The sequence below is a fragment of the Streptomyces sp. NL15-2K genome, assembly GCF_030551255.1.
In the GTDB taxonomy this organism is placed as follows: domain Bacteria; phylum Actinomycetota; class Actinomycetes; order Streptomycetales; family Streptomycetaceae; genus Streptomyces.
The window spans coordinates 3,261,653-3,278,838 of record NZ_CP130630.1 but is presented as its reverse complement, the minus strand read 5'-3'; the positions used below and the strand labels follow the sequence as shown (position 1 = coordinate 3,278,838).

17 protein-coding genes and 2 pseudogenes are annotated in these 17,186 nt (G+C 68.7%); 14 read left to right on the top strand and 5 right to left on the bottom strand.

Going from position 1 to position 17,186, the window contains the following annotated elements; all coding sequences use genetic code 11:
• Positions 1–107: 107 nt before the first annotated feature.
• From Q4V64_RS14320 to Q4V64_RS14305, 4 genes are read left to right on the top strand one after another with little or no spacing between them, the layout of a single operon-like run.
• Positions 108–968 carry a fumarylacetoacetate hydrolase family protein gene (locus Q4V64_RS14320; protein WP_172629416.1) on the top strand — a complete coding sequence of 287 codons (861 nt, stop codon included), beginning with the start codon at positions 108–110 and terminating at the stop codon, positions 966–968.
• 27 nt (positions 969–995) lie between these two features.
• Positions 996–2,159, top strand: a complete 1,164-nt coding sequence (locus Q4V64_RS14315; protein WP_124442831.1) for an amidohydrolase family protein — start codon at positions 996–998, stop codon at positions 2,157–2,159.
• A 28-nt stretch (positions 2,160–2,187) separates the two neighbouring features.
• Positions 2,188–2,961 carry an aldolase/citrate lyase family protein gene (locus tag Q4V64_RS14310; RefSeq protein WP_124442830.1) on the top strand — a complete coding sequence of 258 codons (774 nt, stop codon included), beginning with the start codon at positions 2,188–2,190 and terminating at the stop codon, positions 2,959–2,961.
• On the top strand, positions 2,958–3,314 hold the full coding sequence (locus tag Q4V64_RS14305; RefSeq protein ID WP_124442829.1) for a cupin domain-containing protein: 357 nt from the start codon (positions 2,958–2,960) through the stop codon (positions 3,312–3,314). The genes Q4V64_RS14310 and Q4V64_RS14305 overlap by 4 nt, the downstream gene beginning before the upstream one ends.
• A gap of 162 nt (positions 3,315–3,476) precedes the next feature.
• On the opposite strand, the gene Q4V64_RS14300 is transcribed toward Q4V64_RS14305, so the two are convergent.
• The 3 genes from Q4V64_RS14300 to fdxA all read right to left on the bottom strand — a co-directional run bounded on the left by Q4V64_RS14300 (position 3,477) and on the right by fdxA (position 5,755).
• Complete coding sequence (locus Q4V64_RS14300) at positions 3,477–4,274, bottom strand: IclR family transcriptional regulator (protein ID WP_124442828.1); 798 nt, start codon at positions 4,272–4,274, stop codon at positions 3,477–3,479.
• A 153-nt stretch (positions 4,275–4,427) separates the two neighbouring features.
• Positions 4,428–5,435 (bottom strand): NAD(P)/FAD-dependent oxidoreductase, encoded by a 1,008-nt coding sequence (locus Q4V64_RS14295; protein ID WP_124442827.1) that lies wholly within the window; start codon positions 5,433–5,435, stop codon positions 4,428–4,430.
• Entirely contained in the window at positions 5,432–5,755 is a 324-nt protein-coding gene (gene fdxA, locus Q4V64_RS14290) for a ferredoxin (protein ID WP_124442850.1), read from the bottom strand. Before fdxA ends, Q4V64_RS14295 begins: the two co-directional genes overlap by 4 nt.
• A gap of 243 nt (positions 5,756–5,998) precedes the next feature.
• Between fdxA and Q4V64_RS14285 the strand changes: the two genes are divergently transcribed.
• The 4 genes from Q4V64_RS14285 (at position 5,999) to Q4V64_RS14270 (ending at position 10,328) form a co-directional block, all read left to right on the top strand.
• A complete protein-coding gene (locus tag Q4V64_RS14285) occupies positions 5,999–7,318 on the top strand; it encodes an aromatic ring-hydroxylating dioxygenase subunit alpha (protein WP_172629415.1) in 1,320 nt (439 codons plus the stop codon).
• The gene (locus tag Q4V64_RS14280; protein ID WP_124442825.1) at positions 7,315–7,839 is read left to right on the top strand and encodes an aromatic-ring-hydroxylating dioxygenase subunit beta; all 525 of its coding nucleotides are present in this window, start codon (positions 7,315–7,317) and stop codon (positions 7,837–7,839) included. Before Q4V64_RS14285 ends, Q4V64_RS14280 begins: the two co-directional genes overlap by 4 nt.
• Before the next feature lie 21 nt (positions 7,840–7,860).
• Positions 7,861–9,072 carry a Dabb family protein gene (locus Q4V64_RS14275; RefSeq protein ID WP_124442824.1) on the top strand — a complete coding sequence of 404 codons (1,212 nt, stop codon included), beginning with the start codon at positions 7,861–7,863 and terminating at the stop codon, positions 9,070–9,072.
• Positions 9,073–9,140: 68 nt separating this feature from the next.
• Positions 9,141–10,328 carry a hypothetical protein gene (locus Q4V64_RS14270; RefSeq protein ID WP_124442823.1) on the top strand — a complete coding sequence of 396 codons (1,188 nt, stop codon included), beginning with the start codon at positions 9,141–9,143 and terminating at the stop codon, positions 10,326–10,328.
• Between the two features lie 64 nt (positions 10,329–10,392).
• On the opposite strand, the gene Q4V64_RS14265 is transcribed toward Q4V64_RS14270, so the two are convergent.
• Positions 10,393–10,743, bottom strand: coding sequence for a hypothetical protein (locus tag Q4V64_RS14265; protein WP_124442822.1), 351 nt, complete (start codon positions 10,741–10,743; stop codon positions 10,393–10,395).
• A 371-nt stretch (positions 10,744–11,114) separates the two neighbouring features.
• On the opposite strand from Q4V64_RS14265, the gene Q4V64_RS14260 reads away from it, so the two are divergent.
• From Q4V64_RS14260 to Q4V64_RS54965, 6 genes and pseudogenes are all read left to right on the top strand, one after another.
• Positions 11,115–11,276 (top strand): hypothetical protein, encoded by a 162-nt coding sequence (locus tag Q4V64_RS14260; protein ID WP_172629414.1) that lies wholly within the window; start codon positions 11,115–11,117, stop codon positions 11,274–11,276.
• Between the two features lie 389 nt (positions 11,277–11,665).
• Positions 11,666–12,631 carry a hypothetical protein gene (locus tag Q4V64_RS14255; protein ID WP_216377668.1) on the top strand — a complete coding sequence of 322 codons (966 nt, stop codon included), beginning with the start codon at positions 11,666–11,668 and terminating at the stop codon, positions 12,629–12,631.
• The gene (locus tag Q4V64_RS14250; protein WP_216377667.1) at positions 12,618–12,911 is read left to right on the top strand and encodes a hypothetical protein; all 294 of its coding nucleotides are present in this window, start codon (positions 12,618–12,620) and stop codon (positions 12,909–12,911) included. The genes Q4V64_RS14255 and Q4V64_RS14250 overlap by 14 nt, the downstream gene beginning before the upstream one ends.
• A 123-nt stretch (positions 12,912–13,034) precedes the next feature.
• Positions 13,035–14,165 (top strand): cytochrome P450, encoded by a 1,131-nt coding sequence (locus tag Q4V64_RS14245; protein ID WP_253267227.1) that lies wholly within the window; start codon positions 13,035–13,037, stop codon positions 14,163–14,165.
• 219 nt (positions 14,166–14,384) lie between these two features.
• Positions 14,385–14,723 (top strand): annotated as a pseudogene (locus Q4V64_RS14240) (integrase core domain-containing protein); the annotation flags it as partial.
• An 88-nt stretch (positions 14,724–14,811) separates the two neighbouring features.
• Positions 14,812–16,015: pseudogene (locus tag Q4V64_RS54965) on the top strand (transposase).
• A gap of 35 nt (positions 16,016–16,050) precedes the next feature.
• Here the strand turns inward: Q4V64_RS54965 and Q4V64_RS14225 are convergent.
• On the bottom strand, positions 16,051–17,124 hold the full coding sequence (locus tag Q4V64_RS14225; protein WP_124442821.1) for a TauD/TfdA family dioxygenase: 1,074 nt from the start codon (positions 17,122–17,124) through the stop codon (positions 16,051–16,053).
• Positions 17,125–17,186: the final 62 nt, after the last annotated feature.

Sequence of the window (17,186 nt, the reverse complement as noted above, 5' to 3'; positions counted from 1 at the left end):
GCGCGGACGGGGTGTCGACGTGTCCACGGCCTGACATGTGTTTCGCTTTGCATGACGCCATCTCGTATCGCTTGACACTATGCCGTCTCGCATTGAAAGATGCCGTCATGCGACTGGTGACAACGCAGGTCGGCCTCGGCCGGATCGAGGACGGGGCAATCGCCCTGTTGGACACGGCTTTTCCGCACGTCGGCGCGGTCCTCGAGCAGGAAGGCTCGCTGCGGAGCCTGGCGTCCTGCGCGGTGCGTCGGCGGATCCCGCTCGATCAGGCCACGCTCGTGGCGCCGCTGGGCCGCCCCCGCGCGGTATGGGGCGTCGGGCTCAACTACGAGTCGAAGGCGGCCCGGGCCGGCCGGGGAGTACCCGAGCAGCCGATCCTGTACCTGGCCGCGTCCTCCGGCGTCCTGGCACCCGGCGCGCAGGTGGTGATCCCGCAGGCCGCGACCGAACCCGACTACGAAGGGGAGATCGCGGTCGTCGTCGGGCGCCGGCTGTACCAGGCGTCCGAGTCGGAGGTCTGGCCCGCGATCGCCGGCATCACCGCGGCCAACGACATGACGGCACGCGACGTCATGCGCACCACCGCGGTGCCCGCCCTAGCCAAGAGCTACCCCGGGTTCACGCCGCTCGGCGCGTCGATCTGCACTCCCGACGACCTCGCCGACCGCGACGCGATCCGCGTACGGACCCGGCTCAACGGCGAACTCGTGCAGGACGACACCAGCGCCGGGATGATCTTCCCGGTCACCGACCTGCTCAGCCGGCTGTCGCGGTTCACCGCCCTCGAACCCGGCGACGTCGTCCTCACCGGAACCCCGGCCGGCACCGGCCAGGACCGCGCGTGCTTCCTCGCCGACGGCGACGAGGTACGGGTCGAGGTGGACGGCGTACTGCCCCTCGTCACCCGCGTCGTGCGTCCCGCTCACGCCTCGGCGCACGACCACCGGCTGACCGAACCGGTCAGCTGACCGCCCCTCACCCTGGAGCACACACCGATGCCCATCTCCTCCCCGTCGTCCTACGACCTCGTCCTGGCCGGCGGCACCGTCATCGATCCGGCGTCGGGCACCAACGCCCGGCTCGACGTGGCGGTCACCGGTGACCGCATCGCCGCGATCGGGGAAGGACTGGCGGCGGGCGCGGCCCGCACGATCGACGTCACCGGCTCCACCGTGCTGCCGGGCCTCGTCGAGGGCCACACCCACATCTTCCAGTACGTCTCCGCCGTCGGCGCCCCGGCCGAGGAGGCCCACCTGCGCCGCGGCGTCGTCGCCGCGGCGGACGCCGGCACGGCCGGCGCCTCGACGTTCGCCGCCTTCCGCAAGCTGGTGGTCGAGGCGAACCCGCTGCGCATCGTCAACTTCCTCAACGTCTCGGTGCTCGGCCTGATCGACTTCAGGTTCGGCGAGCTGCTCAACCCCGACACGCTGGTCCCGGAGGACGCGCTCGCGACCGCCGAGGCCCACCCCGACATCGTGCGCGGCTTCAAGATCCGCCTGTCCGAGGACGTGGTCGGCGAGAACTGGGAGTCGCTGCTGAAGAAGTCCGTGGCGCTGGCAGAACAGGCCGGACTGCCGCTGATGGTGCACATCGGCGAGACCGAGGAGCCGGTGCCCGTCGTCCTGGACTACCTGCGCCCCGGCGACATCGTGGCGCACTGCTACACCGGCAAGCCGAACGGCATCCTCGACGGCGACCTCGTACACCCCGCCGTCACGGCGGCCCGCGAGCGCGGCGTGCTGTTCGACTCCGCCCACGGCAAGAGCAACCTCAGCTTCGAGGTGGCGCGCCGGGCGATCGCCGACGGATTCCTGCCCGACGTCCTCAGCTCCGACACCAGCGCCCGCAACTGGCGCGGCCCGGTGTTCGACCTGCTCACCAGCATCTCCAAGCTGGTCGCGCTCGGCGCGCCGCTGGAGGAGTGCGTCCGGCGGGCCACCGTCGCTCCGGCACAGCTGCTCGGGCTCGACGCCGAGGGCTACGGGCGCCTGACGGTCGGCGGGCGGGCCGACGTCACGGTCGTCGACTGGACCGACGAGGTCACCCTGCCCGACGCCGCGGGCAACACCATCCTCGCGCCACGCCTGGAACCGACCGTCGTGCTGCACGCCGGCGCCGAGGTCGACATCGTGCCGTGGCGCGGTCTGCCGTCGGCATGAGACGCCCGCCCGTCCCGGGGAGGATCCGATGACCATCGGCGACGTCCACCTCCTGCGGCGCCGGCTGCGCGCGGCCCTGACGGCGGCGGAACCCGCCGTCGGTACGTTCGTCAAGCTGGCGTCGCCCGACGTGGTGGAACTGGCCGAGGCGGCCGGGTTCGCGTTCGTGGTCGTCGACCTCGAACACTCCGCCCTCACCGAGCAGAACGCCGTCGACTTGGTGCGCCACGCCCACGCGTGCGGCCTGCCGGCTCTGGTCCGCGTGCCCGAGGTGGACGCCGCCGCCGTCAACCGGCTGCTGGAGGCCGGGGCGGCGGGGATCCAGCTGTCCATGCTCACCCGCGTCGCCCAGGCCGAGGCACTCATGGCGGCGACCCGGTTCGCACCCGCCGGCCGCCGCTCGGTCAGCCTCGCCAACCGGGCCGCCCGGTTCGGCGCACTCCCGCTCGCCGCCTTCCTGCGCGCCGAGCGGGACGACCCGCCGGTGCTGGTGGGCCAGATCGAGACCGTGCGCACCGATCCCCTGCCGGATCTGCTCGCCCCTCTCGACGTGTGCTTCGTCGGCAGCACCGACCTCGCGGTCGACCTGGGACTGCCGGCCGACCCGGCGGTGCTGCGCGCCGCGGTGGACCGGGTGCGCGAGGCCGCCCGCTCGGCGGCGGTGGCGTTCGGCGGCTGGGTGCCGGCCCGGGGCGCCGCGGCGGACCTGGGCCTCAGTGATGCCGATTACCTTGTGGTCGGCTCGGACCTGCAGATGTTGGCGGCCGCCCTGCGGACGGCCGCAGGAGAGGAAAACCAGTGACCACACGCAACGCAGCGCTGTTCAGCACGGTCCTCAACTGGGACGAGCTGCCGGTGACCCAGGTGCGCCCGGGTGTCCGCCGTCGCGTGTACGCGACGGACGAGATGATGATCTGCCACCACGAGCTCGACGTCGGCATGACGCTCAACCCGCACCGGCACGAGGACTTCGACCAGCTGGTCCATATCGCCGAAGGGCGTGCGAACTACTACGTGGACGGGGTCGCGCATGACATGCGTGCGGGGTCGTTCCTGCTGGTTCCCCGCGGCAGCGAGCACTACGTGGAGCCGACGGAGGCTCCCTGCGTGAACATCGACTTCTTCGTCCCGCCGCGGGCCGACCTGCTTCCCTGACCGGGGGCGCAGGGGCGCCATGCCGCGATCAGCCCGGGCAGCGATCAGCCCGGTCACACGGACGCGTGCGCGCGTCGGCGTGAGTCGTCGAGGCCTCCGGGAGTGAAGGCGGACGCATCCGCTGCACCCGGAGGCCTCGCACGGTCTGCCGCGCCGTGCGGGTCAACCGCCGTTGGGCGTGCTGTCCGAGGTGCCCAGCCGCTGCGACAGCGCGCGGGCGGTCTCCAGCAGTGCCTGGGCCATCGGCGACTTGACGTCGTCGGGGACGCTCGCCGTCGTGCCGACGACAGCGAGCGTTCCGCTGATCTTGTCGCCCTCGAAGATCGGCGCCGCGATGGTGCGGACCCCGTTGACGGCGGGGGAGTTGACCGACAGGCCGTGCTGCCGGATGGCGTCGAGCTCCTCGGTGAGCTCGGACGACTTACGGACCGAGCGCGGCAGCGCCGGTACCTGGTCCGGGGGCAGGAACGTGAGGAAGATCCGTCCCTGCGCCGAGGAAGTGAGGTCCAGACGCGAGCCGACCCGGACGCTGATGCGCACCATGTGGGCGGTGTTGTCCACCGAGCGCACCACGGTCGGCGACTCGCCGTCCCAGACCGACAGCACGATCGTCTCGTCGATGCGCCGGACCAGCTCCTCCATGTACGGCTCGGCGGCGGCGACGATCGGCAGGCCGGCCCGCGCTGCCGTCGCGAGCGTGAGCACCTGGGGGCCGAGGGAGTACAGGGAGGTGCGCTCGTCGTAGCGCAGCAGGTTCGCCGCCCGCAGCGCCTTCGTGTAGCGGTGCGCGGTCGCCTTGCTGGCCCCGAGCCGCGCGGTGATCTCGTTGAGACTCATGTGCGGCTTGCCGACCGTGAACGAGCCGAGGATCAGCGCCGCACGCTGCACCGTCTGGATCGTCGGCGCGGTCGTGTCGGGAGCGCCCTGCTCGCCGGGGCCGGGCTGCGCCTTCGTGGCCATGGAATCTTGCTCCTGTCCCGTACTTAGTAAGGTGGTAAGACGTTGAATGGAACGCCGTATTGGATAGCGTAACGGTGAGAGTCGTGCGCATGTGTGGAAAGAGCCGAGGTGCTCCTGCGCGGTGAGCCCCGGCGGTGAACGGGAGCCAAGCACTCACGCATCGGAGGAGTGCCCCGGCGTCAGGGAGCGCGCCGGGTCGAGCAGAGAAGCGATGTGGTTGACGGCGAGGGCCGCCTCGCCGAAGCCGATCGAGATGAGGCTGACCTTGCCGTCGTGGTCGGCGATGTCGCCGGCCGCGAAGACGCGCTCCCGGCTCGTGCGCATCGTGCGGTCGACGAGGATGCGCCGGCGGCGCAGCTCCAGTCCCCACTGCTCGATCGGGCCGAGATCGGCGATGAAGCCGAGCGCGGCGACGACGGACTGGGCGGACAGGCTGATCCGGTCCCCGTCCGAGCCCGCGACCACGACCTCCGACACCGACGCGTCGACCGACCCGTCGCCGGAGATCTTCTCGACCTCGTAGGGCGTCAGGACCCGCACGGAGGACGCGTGCACCTGCTCGACGGTACGTTCGTGGGCCCGGAACCGCGTACGCCGGTGCACCAGCGTCACCGACGAGGCGATCGGCTCCAGCGACAGCGCCCAGTCCAGCGCGGAGTCCCCGCCGCCGACCACCACGACGTCCTGTCCGGCGAGTTCGTCCAGCCGCGGCACGAAGTACCGCAGCCCTCGGCCCAGGTACTCGGAGCCCACCGGAAGCTCGCGGGGGACGAAGTTGCCGATCCCGCCGCAGACGAGCACCGCCCCCGCGGTGATCCGCGCGCCGGCGTCGGTGGTGGCGACGATGCCCTCGCCCGCGTCGTCGAGCTGGGTGACCCCGTGCCCGAGCAGATAGGTCGGGTTCCACCGCCCGGCCTGCTCGGCCAGCCGGTCCACCAGGTCCTGGCCGCGGACGGCTGGGAAGCCGGCCACGTCGTAGACGAGTTTCTCGGGGTACAGCGCGGCGATCTGGCCGCCCACCTCGGGCAGGGCGTCGGCGACCGCGACGCTCAGGCCGCGGAAGCCGGCGTAGTACGCGCCGTACAGCCCCGTCGGGCCGGCGCCGATGACGAGCAGGTCGACGGTCACCTCGGGGCCCGTGGCGGTGGCGAAGTCGCTCACGCTCCCACCTCGGGATGGTCGCGGCCGACCCGGCCGACCTTGCGGGCTCCGCCGGGCGACGCGAGCGGTTCGGCGCCGACGATTTGAAGGGTGAAGAACTCGGCGTTGATGCGCTGGGCCTGCTCGGCCTCCGCCGGCAGGTCCTCGTGGTGGAAGATCGATATCTGCGGGCAGACGGGTTCGCAGCGCCCGCACTCGACGCATTCGTCGGGCTGGATGTAGAGCATCCGGTCGCCCTCGTAGATGCAGTCGGCCGGGCACTCCTCCATGCACGACTTGTCCATGACGTCGAGACATGCCTCAGTGATGACGTACGGCACGGGCTTCTTGCCCTTCACACGGTCGCACGGAATGCGAGATGGTGTCTTCTAATGTGGAATGGATGATGGTGGCGTCGACCCCAACGTGTCAACCATCAGGTGATTGCTTGACACTGTCGCGCGTGCTAGGCGAAGCTAATGCGACATACGAGATGGCGTCTCATAACACGCCACTCGGGTCGGGACTTGTGAGAGGCAAACTCCGTAATGGGAAGCAACCCCCGGACCGTCCCATCAGCACCGATGATCGTCGAGGACTGGGACCAGCTCACCTTCCGGGTCAACCGCGAGGCCTACCGCAGCGCGGAGATCTTCACCCGGGAACGCGGCTGGGTATGGACGCACACCTGGCTCTACCTCGGCCACGAGACCGAGATCCCCAACCCCAACGACTTCAAGGTCCGCACCCTCGGCGGCCGACCGCTGATCTTCTGCCGGGACACCGCCGGCGAAGTGCACGCCTTCCTGAACTCCTGTCCGCATCGCGGCACCGTGCTGTGCCGCGAGAGCGAGGGCTCGACGAGGCTCTTCCAGTGCTTCTACCACGCCTGGACGTTCCGCAACAACGGTGACCTCGCCGCGATCCCCGACGCCGACGCGTACGAGTCGACCGACGAGTTCAAGGCGTCCATGGGGCTGCGCGGTGTCCCGCGCCTGGAGATCCACGAGGGATACGTCTTCGTAGCCTTCGACCCTGACGTTCCACCGCTCCTCGAACACCTCGGCGACGCGGCCGACTACATGACGATGATCGAGCAGCAGCACGTCGGCGGCATGACCACGCTGCCCGGCACGCAGCAGTACAGCGTGCGGGGCAACTGGAAACTCGCCGTCGAGAACGCGATGGACGGCTACCACTTCGCGCCGACCCACAACACGTTCGTGGGCTATCTGCGCGAGAGCGGCTTCGCCGTCACCGACGACAACCAGTACGCGTACAACCTCGGCAACGGCCACGGGCTGCTGGTCCTGACCGGGCACGGCGGGCGGATCAGCATGATCTGGGAACCGCGCTTCGGCGAGGACGAGCGGGTCCGCACCGAGCAGCACCGGGCGGAGATGGCGGAGCGGCTGGGCGAGAAGCGAGCGCACTACGTGGCCGACGAGAGCCACATCCTCTTCGTGTTCCCGAACCTGCTGCTGTTCGACATCGAGGGACTGTCGATCCGGCAACTGGAACCGGTGGCGCCCGACCAGACCGACGTACGCGCCTGGCAGCTGGTCCCGCGGAACGAGGACCCGGCCGCGCGCGCCCTGCGCATGAAGACGGTCGTCAGCTTCGTCGGCCCGGGCGGCCTCGCCACGCCGGACGACATCGAGGCGTACGAGGCGGTCCAGCGCGGCATCCAGGCCACGGCGGACACCGCTGTGCCCGAACTCGACTACAGCGACATGTCGCGCGGCATGGCCGACGAGGTCAAGGGCGTACAGGGCAGGTCGACCGACGAAGGCGCGATGCGGGGCTTCTGGCGGCACTGGATCGAAGCCGTCGGTCTCGACGACGGCCTCGCCGTCCACGGCGACCGCCCGGCGTCCTTCCTCGAAGGCAGGGACGTGCGATGACCGCGATCACCAACACCCACACCGTCCAGTGCCAGGGACGCACCATCACCCGCCCGGAGGTGGAGGACTTCCTCTACGGCGAGGCGGACATCCTCGACCACTGGGACTACGACGGCTGGCTGGCCCTCTTCGAGCCCGGCGCCCGCTACGAGATCCCGACCACCGACTACCGCCCCGGCTGGTCACCCCACGAGACCGGATCCTTCGTCGACGACGACTGGGACCTGATCCTTGCCCGGGTCAAGCGCCTGAAGTCCCGCAAGGCCCACGCCGAGAACCCGCACTCGCGCACCCACCGGCTGGTGTCCAATGTGCGGCTGTCCGAGCACACGGAGGATTCCTTCCGGGTGTCGGCGTCCTTCGTGGTGCACCGCGCCCGCGACGGACACTTCGACGCCTACGTCGGCTGGTACGAGCATGTGCTGGTGCCGACCGAGGACGGACTCCGCTTCCGGTTGCGGCGCTCGATCCTCGGCCACGAGTCGCTGGCGGCAGGCGCCCGGCTCAGCTTCATCCTCTGACCGGCGACGGATGGTGACCCGATGATCCGACACACCCTGTCCTTCCGCTTCGCCGACGAAGTCGACCAGGCCACGCGCGAGTCAGTGCTGGCCGAGCTGCGCACCTTCCCGGACCGGTACCCGGCCATGCGCGGCTTCGTCCTCGGCGAGAACGTCAGCACCCGCGACCGGACCTTCACCCACACCATGGCCGTCGACTTCGACAGCCAGGACGACCTGCTCGCCTACCTCAACAGCGAGTCCCACGAGAACTTCGTGCACACGCGCTGGCGACCGGTCATCGGCCGGCAGGCCATCACCTCGTTCGAGTACGCCGAGCGTCCGTCGCTCGCTGCAGGAAGGACATCCCCAGTGAGCACCCGCCCGCACGGCCCGTACGGCATGGAGTACGCCCGGATCGAGGTTCCGGACATGCAGGCCACGATCGACTTCCTCGAATACCACGTCGGGCTGCAGCTGGAGCAGCGTACGGACGAGTACGCCTACCTGCGCGCCGACATCGAGCACCACGCGATCGAGCTGATCCACGCGCCCGAGCGCACCGACGGGTGGACGACCGCGGTCGGCTACAGCGTGGAGGGCGAGGAGGTCCTCGAACAGCTCCACAAGAGCGTCCTCGACGCCGGCCTGGAGGTCCTTCCGCTTCAGGAGCGGCAGCAGGCGCTGTGTGAGAACGGCTTCGCGGTGAAGGACCCCAACGGCCTCATCGTCGAGCTGTTCACCGAGTTCCAGGAGTACGCCGAGCCGCCGCACATCGAGATCCGGCCGCTCAACCTGGTGCACCCCTTCATCGCCACCACGAAGTACCAGGAGACACAGGACTTCTACCGACACGTCCTGCGATTCATACCCTCGGACTACGTCGTCGGCTCGACCACGTTCTTCCGCGGCGAGGACCGCCACCATCACAGCCTCGCGGTGCAGAACAACAAGGAGCACTTCGTCGCGCACCTGTGCTTCGCGATGAAGAGCCTCGACCACGTCATGCGGATGCGCGCCCGCGCTCTGTACAAGGGCGCGCCGATCGCCTCCGACATCGTCAACCACTCGGCGTCGACGTCGATCGCGTTCTACCTGCACGACACGCGCTTCGGCCCGCGGTTCGAACTGTGCGACCGGCACCGGGTGTTCACACCCGAGGAGCACGAGACGCACCGGGCCCGCAGGATGCCGGCCGACCCGCGCAACATCGACGTGTGGCGTCCGGCGTCCGACGACTGGGGACGTTTTTGAGCCGGCGGCTGCCGTTGAGTCAGCGGCTGCCCTTGAGCCAGCAGCGGCCCTGGAGAGGGCGGCTGCCCTTGAGCCGGCAGTTGCTCGACGTCCTGTACCTGCTCGACACGACCCCCGCTCCACGCGGGCAGGAGCGTACGGCGGCCCACCGGCTGCGCGCCTGGTGCGCGCACCGCTGGCCGCACGTCGAGTGGCAGGTACTGGAGCACGGCCCCGCGGGCGGCAGCCTGATCGCCGCGCACGGGGCCGGCGCCGGACCGCTGCTGTATTCCCACCTCGACACGTCACTGGACGACGGCGGGGCGGCGAACCGCCTCGTCACCGGCAACGACGCGCCCATCGCCCCCCTAGGCGTGGACGGTGACGTGGTGGCCGGCTTCGGACTCGGGGTCGCCCGCGGTCCGGTGGCGGCCGCGCTGGTCGCGTTCGCCGAGGCGGGTGCCGGTCGGCTGCTGCTCGCCGGCTCCGGCACGCACCGCCGCGCCGGCGGGACCACCGGGACCGCCGGGACCACCGGCGTCGAGGCCTACGCCGACACGCACCCGCTGCCGCGGTCGGCGATAGTCGCCAAGTGCGGCCCGCCCACCTTGCTGTGGCACGAGCCGGGCGCGCTCTACCTGACCGTCCGGGTGACCGGCCGCTCAGGGGCCGCGATGGCGGCGCAATCGGCCACGCCGCCCGGGGGAGTCGTCGCCGGGGCCGGCGTCGTCCTGGACGAGCTGGCCCGCTGGCGCACGACCTACCTGGCCGCCGACCCGCTGGTCGGGCAGACGGGCCGGGCGTGCGGCATCGGCGCGATCAGCGGGGGATGGCCGGACAAGCCGGACCTGCTGCCGGCCCAGCTGCGGATCGATCTGTACGTCGTCGCCGGTGACCCGGTGGATCCGAAGGTGCTGGCGGACGAGCTGGCCGACCGACTGCGGGCACGGTGCGCACAGTCAGCACTGCGCGACTGCGCGGTCGAGGTGGAGGCCGAGCCGGTCGCGTCAGCCGCGGCGACGCCGGCCGACGCCCCGGTGGTGACGGCCGCCCGCGCGGCCTGGCTCGACGAGTTCGGTACGAAGCCGCCGCCGATCACCGGCTGGACGGGATCGACCGACGGCGTCGTACTGCGCGCCCGCGGCGTCGACACCGTACGCCTCGGCCCCCAGGCGAAGCCGGCCGCAGACGATCCCCGTCGCGATGCCCTGTCACTGGGCCAGCTGACGGCCTACGCGCGCATCTACCGCCGGCTGCTGACCGAGCTGCCGGCGTAGAGCAGCAGATCCCGGCGCCGCGCCTTCGCTGCCCGGACCTTTCATTTCACTCAGCTCATTTCACTCAGCGAACAACCAAGGAGCGCAGGGCGCATTCGCCCTGCAGAAAAGTGGGCAGGCGGATGGACAAGGTGGTCGCCTCCGCGGCCGAGGCGGTGGCGGACTCGAACCGGGCGCGCGAGAGCAGGTGCTGCAGCCGGTGCGGGCCCGGATGTCCCAGAACCTGCGCGAGCGTCCAGCAGTTCCGCGTGTCCACCTCCAGCAACAGCCCCGCGACCAACTCCGCCGCCGTCGCCCGGGCTTCACGTCGCGCGAAGCAGCCCGCGACCGCCCGCATCGCCCTCCCGAACGCCTCGCTCCACGCCTGCTCGGCTATCTTTGCTTCCACGGCCACCGCGTCTTGATACGTCGTCACAAACGTTCATGATCACGGTGGCCGTACTCATTCCCGCACCCGCCCCGGCAACACGCCGACCAGCGCAGACGCCGGAACTACAGCTGCCGTGTCCGCACCGCTCAACCTTGAAGACCCGGTAGTTCAGCATGCGGTTCACTGGGACACGACGAGTTCCGAGCGGTTCGGCGTCGCCGAGTGCGGCACTACCGCGACGATCGTGACAGTAAACGTCATGAAATTAAATAGGTGTAAAGATCTTGCGGGGAAAGGTGAAACTTTCAGGTAAAGAAGACCCGCTCTTGTGATTCAGGGTAAGTCCGCACCGTACGCTTTTTCTGTGGCCGGAAATCTGTTCCGGTCGCATCGCCCGACTCACCCGGAGGTAATGAATGCATCAGAATCTCCTCGCCGAACAGTTGATGGTAGGAAACCTGGAAGCCCCGAGGATCATCCCGCTCGGCGCCCTGGATGACGAACAGGGTGTGACTGGAATGGGCCTGGAGAACCAGACCCCGAAGCCGATCATGGCGATTCTCTACAACGGCATCTGATATCTGGGATGCGATGAACAATGGCTGGCGCCGGTTTCCGAACCGGCGTCGGCCGTGTTGTTTCCACAATCAGCCACACGCGCAGGAAGTTGGTACCGTAATTATGGCGAGGCGGATATGGGTATCTGAGGGCGTCGCGAGCGACGGTGACATGTACGGGCGCGCCCTTCAAATACCGGAGAAACGGGGCGGCGGAAGCGCGGGCTCGGGCGTGGGGACGGGTGTGCAGCGCAAGTCTGGGACGATCCTCAAGAGCCATTTGGGTGATATCCCGTCGTGCCCGTGTCTGGCTGCGCTGGTACCGGCCGCACAGGAGCGCGACGCACAGCCGAGCCCTCCGGTGGCGGCCAGGGAAACGGCCGGTGCAACGTCCAAGTCTGCGGTGGCCCATGCGTGACCGTGGCATGTCGCTGCGCAGCGACATAGAGGCGAATCTGCGAACCGTCTTCGGCGGCCGGACAGGCGGCTTCCTTACCGACGAACCGGGACTCGCCGCCTGGCTGACGGAACACGAAGTGCAAGCGGCCACTTTCGAGGGGGTGCTCTCTGGGCGCGAGGCCCCACCGGCCCGCGCCGTGGCGGTACCTCTGAACTACGGCCGTCTGCCGTCCCGCTTCGACCTGCGGGAAATCTTCGCCGAGAGCAGCGTGCTGTGGATTTCGCTGGCGTCCTTCTCCGACGACCTGGAGGACGCGAAGTACGCGCTGGAAAAATTCGCGGAAATAGACCTGCCCGGTGCGGTGGCGGCGAACAGGCGTGTTATCACGAAGCTGCTTCTGGCAGGCGATGAAGTAGGTCTGAAAGGCCCGGGGACAGACCTGATACTCCGACTCCCGGAAGTCCTCCAATTATCCAGCAGAACCCGCACAGAACTCCTCCCCGACGAACACTCCACCATCGGGAACTTCTTCGAGGTGGCGATGTCTCCCACGGATCTGGCAGGCCAGGTGGACTCAGAACTGACCATATCGGGAACGCTCCGTATAGATTCGGTCCTGGTCGCCAAGCACCGGGAATTGCGAGGCGAAAGGGCGGACCATTTCGCGGTGGCGAAGGGCATCGCGGAGGACATGCGGAAGGCGTGCCCGATGTACGTCACGATCGAGGACAACCACTTCGTCGACGGATTCGGCTCATGGGCGGAGGGCATCGACGCGACCAGTGGCCCCGAATACCAGGGCGCGGTGACCGAGGTCGCCATCGGAACGGGCCTCCTCGACCCCGCCCGGGTCGACTGGAGCCTCAACTGCCTCCTCAACGAGGGCGCCGCCGGCATCCACCTCGGTGTCGGCAACGGCCTCAGCGGCATGCACTTCGACTTCATCTCCCAGGAGGCCCACCTTGCCCCTCGCTGACACCCGCCGCCTGCGCCTGGTGGGCTCCCTCCACCTCCAGCCGGGCCCCGAGGGCACTGCCCAGGTCGTCGACGACCGCACTTTCACCGCCGCTCACGTCAACACCTCAGCCCGCATCCTCCTGGAGGCCCTGCGCGAACCCCGTACCCAAGAGGACCTCCAGGCCATCTTCGCGAAGGCAGCGGACTGCTCACAGAAGGAGACGGTGGGGCCGGTGGCGCGTTTGGTGGAGGAGCTGGTGGAGTACGGATGGGTGGAGGAGGTCGACGGAGAAGCCTGACAAAGCAGCGTAGGTATGGGCACAAACACGCACGCCGAACGGAACCCGACGATGACGGAGAGCCCGTCCCCGCCAAGGCCACTTCCCACGGTGCGCCCTCACCCCTTCGCTCCACCCGAGGAGTTGGCCCGGCTACGGCAGGAAAATCCGATCAGCCCCCTTCTCTACCCGGACGGCACACAAGGCTGGCTGATAACCCGGCACGCGACGGCAAAAGCGGTGCTGGCCGACCCGCGTTTCAGCTCTCGCATGGAACTACGCAATTCGGCGACGCGTAGAATGCTCTCCGAAGAGCCGGAACCAGCAGAGCCGGGCCTGTTCATAGGTATGGACCCACCGCAGCACACTCACTACCGCAAACTGCTGACGGGCCAGTTCAGCACGCGCAGGATGAATCAGCTGAGGTCACGGGTAGAACAGATAGTCGCGGCGCAAGTGGATGAGCTGGAACGAACAGGCCCGCCGGTCGACTTGGTACAGAATTTCACAGCCCCGGTCCCATCCCTGATGATATCCGAAATTCTGGGCGTACCCTACAAGGACAGGGCGGTCTTTCAGTACAACATGGCTGCCTTGCTCAGCCTCACGGTATCCACGGAAGAGATGCTGGCGGCTCGGCACACGCTCAGGGATTTCGTCAAGACGCTGGTGGCAGCCAAGCGGGCGGAGCCGACGGACGACATCCTGGGAGGCTTGGCCGGAAACGCGAACCTGAACGACGACGAGCTGACAGGAATCTGCTTCCTTCTGCTGGCCGCGGGATTCGAGAGCACCGCACAGATGCTGGGCCTGGGCACGTTCGCCCTCTTGACGCACCCGGATCAACTAGCGACGCTTCGAGAGAATCCGGATCTGATCGACAACGCGGTGGAGGAGTTGCTGCGTTACTTGACAGTGGTTCAGTTCGGCCTGAACCGAACGGCACTGGAGGATGTGGACCTGAACGGAACGCCGATCAGGGCCGGCCAAACCATCACGATCTCCCTGACCGCCGCCAACCGAGACCCGAACCGCTTCCCATCCCCGGACCGCTTGGACATCACCCGAGCCCCCGGCGGCCACCTGTCCTTCGGCCACGGACCACACCTGTGCCTGGGCCAACAACTGGCAAGAATGGAAATGCGAGCCGGGTATCAGGCCCTGCTCGACAGATTCCCCACCCTGCGCCTGGCGGTTCCCCCGGAAGAGGTACCGACGGACGATGCCAAGCAATTGTACGGGGTGGGGCAGCTTCTGGTGACGTGGGATGCGTGACACCGGGTTCACGAGCGCACACATGCAGGGACGAACCGGAACACGGTGACAGCACCCGCCCCGGACGTACGATCCGCGCTCATATCCTGACCCCCATGGGCTGGGTGATCGGCATCCGACGACTTCCACGCATGGGAAACCACACCGGCCTGCAGAACTCCGTGCCCCCTTCCATGCGCCCGGCCCAGCGGCCGGACACCCGCATCGCGGGCGACTTCCCGGGGTTCCGGCGGCCTGCACGGGGCGATCTTCCACAGCGACAACGGGGCGCAGTACGCCTCGAAGGAGTTCGCCCAGGTCTGCGAGGACCTCGGTGTGATCAGATCGCGCGGCGCGGTGGGCACCAGCGCGGACAACGCCGCCGCGGAATCGCTGAACGCATCCCTGAAACGGGAGACGCTGCAGGGGAAGAAGCGGTGGAACGGGGCGCGCGAGGCACGGCTCGCGGTCTTCCGCTGGGCGACCCGCTACAACACCCGAAGAAGGCATTCCTGCCTCGGTCAGATCAGCCCGATCGCCTTCGAGCAACGATCAACTACGCTGGCCACTGCCGCATGACAACCGGTGTCCACGATCAAGGGTCAAGGCCCATGCGCCGTCGCTACCCGACCGGGACACGGCGACGTGTCCCGGCTACCCGACCCGGCTGCGCGTGTCGTCCACCGCTCGCACCGCCCTGGCGGCGGAGTGGGACCGATGTCGCTGGGTGTGGAATGAATGCGTCGCCAAGTCCAAGGCCGTACACCTGCACAACAAGGCCACCGGCCAGCAGGCCACGTGCGGCCCGGCTCAGCTCGACCGGATGCTGACCGAAGCCCGCGCCCGTACGCCGTGGCTGCGTGAGGGCTCATCGGTTGTCCAGCAGCAGGTCATCCGCGACTTCGGCCGCTCCCGCGCCAAGGCGCACAAGGACATCACAGAGCGCCTGCCCATGGCGCGCCGGGCCGGGATGCCGAAGTGGAAATCCAAGCGCGGGGCACCGCCGAGTCTCAACTACACCAAGCGTGGGTTCCGGTTGAAGGACGGCCGGCTGCACCTGGCGGGCGGCATCGTCGTGGCGGTGGTGTGGTCGCGGGAACTGCCGGCCGAGCCGTCCTCGGTGCGCGTGTACCAGGACAGTCTCGGGCATTGGTATGGCTCGTTCGTGGTCCCCGCCCAGGTCCAGCCTCTGCCGGAGACCGGCCGCGCGCTCGGCGTCGACTGGGGTGTGAAGGAGACCGCGACCACCATCCGACGCGCACGACCTGCCGCACGCCGAGCACGGCAGGAAGGCACAGGCGAAGCTGACGCGGTACGACAGGATGATGGCCCGCCGCAAGCCGAAGAAGGGCCGGCCCGGATCGAAGGGCTACCGCGAGGCGAAGAATCTGCGGGCGAAGGCGAAGGCGTACAAGAAGGTCGCGAGACAGCGTGAGGACACCGGTCGCAAGTGGGCCAAGAAGGTTGTCCGTGACCACGACGCCATCGCTGTCGAGGACTTCCGTCCGAAGTTCCTCGCCAAGACCACCATGGCCCGCAAGGCCGCTGACGCCGCCATCGGCGCCACCAAGGCCGCTGTGATCGAGATGGGCCGCAAGCACGGGCGGGACATCCGCCTCGTACACCCCGCGCACACCACGATGGACTGCGCGCACTGCGATGCGAGAGCCAAGCACGCTCCCCCACTGCCTTAACGGCGTGGGGGGGGACCCCCAGCCGGGGGTGAGCGCACCTACATCTGCATCGCGTGCGGAACCGTGTCCCCACGGGACAAGAACTCCGCACGCGTGATGCTCGGCCGGGCTGGTCTCAACCCGGCTGGTGCTGATGGCGGAAGACCTCCTGGAGCGCTGCTCCAGGAGGCGGCCTGAGCCAGGAATCCCCTTCCCCTCGGGGAGGGGAGGATTCAAACTCCCCAGTCGTCGTTGACGGTGACGGCGTCGGTGATGCGGAACCGGCCGCCAGGCACCAGAGGCGTGGTGGGCTCACCCATCACGACGACGTGCTTGCCGAACTGTGGGGCCAGCGGTCGGCCGACATCGCGCTTGAGCCACAGACGCAGCAGGTGCCGGCGGCGCTCCGGTTCCGGGTGGTCGATGTAGCTGGTGCGCGAGTGCAGTGCGGCGTAGTTGAGCAGCCACTGCACGTCCCCCGGCTGGAAGTCCATGTCGATCGGCAGGCCGGGCTCCTGCGAGATCTCGTCGAAGAGGTTGATGGCCTCGGCCTGGTCGGACGTCAGTTGGGGAACCCCCGGGTACTCCTGGGCGCTGAAGATCATCGAGTTGCCCGCGTAGGTGCTGATGGTGCCGTCGACGTGGCTGATGATCGGCGAGGTGTACGTGAGTTCAGGGGAGTCGGGGTCCTGACGCCGCCAGTCCCAGTGGTAGGTGTCGAAGAGCCGCGCGGCGAGGTCCGGCCGGCGGCGCAGCATCTCGTTGTAGATCGTGGTGCCGCTGACCAGGCTGGAGGCTCCGCCCTCCTTGGCGCCGCGCAGGCATATGAGGGCGACGACGTCGGAGCTGTCCGAGTGGAACGGCAGCCGGTCCCGAATGCGGGAGGGCAGCGCGCCCTCGTCGGACATCGTCTTGTTCGACGTGGCGATCACGTGGTCGAGCAGGTCGCCCCTCTGGTTCTGCCCGATCGGCAGGCCGAGGTGCAGGCCCATGACGAAGAAGATGGCCGCGGCCACGGCGTCGCCGTACTCCTCGGTACGCAGGCCACGCACCAGGATGAAGCCCCGGCCGGCGTCCATCTGGTGGGCGCACTCGTCGTTGAGGGCGCGACAGGCGTCGAACGGGTAGTCGCCGGCGGTGACGGTGCGCAGGTCGGGTTCGTCGGCGACGAAGCGCCGTCCCAGTTCTTCCAGCTCGGTGCGCTCGGCGTCGCTGAGTACGTAGATCCATTCGGTGGACTTCGACAACTCGTCGCCGCGCCAGGCGGACGGCCCGGAGATCGGCTGAAGGCCGACAGTGGTGGTCACGATGATGCACTCCTCGAAGAGGTGAGGGAAAAGCCCGTCGGCGAAACCACGACGGACGACGA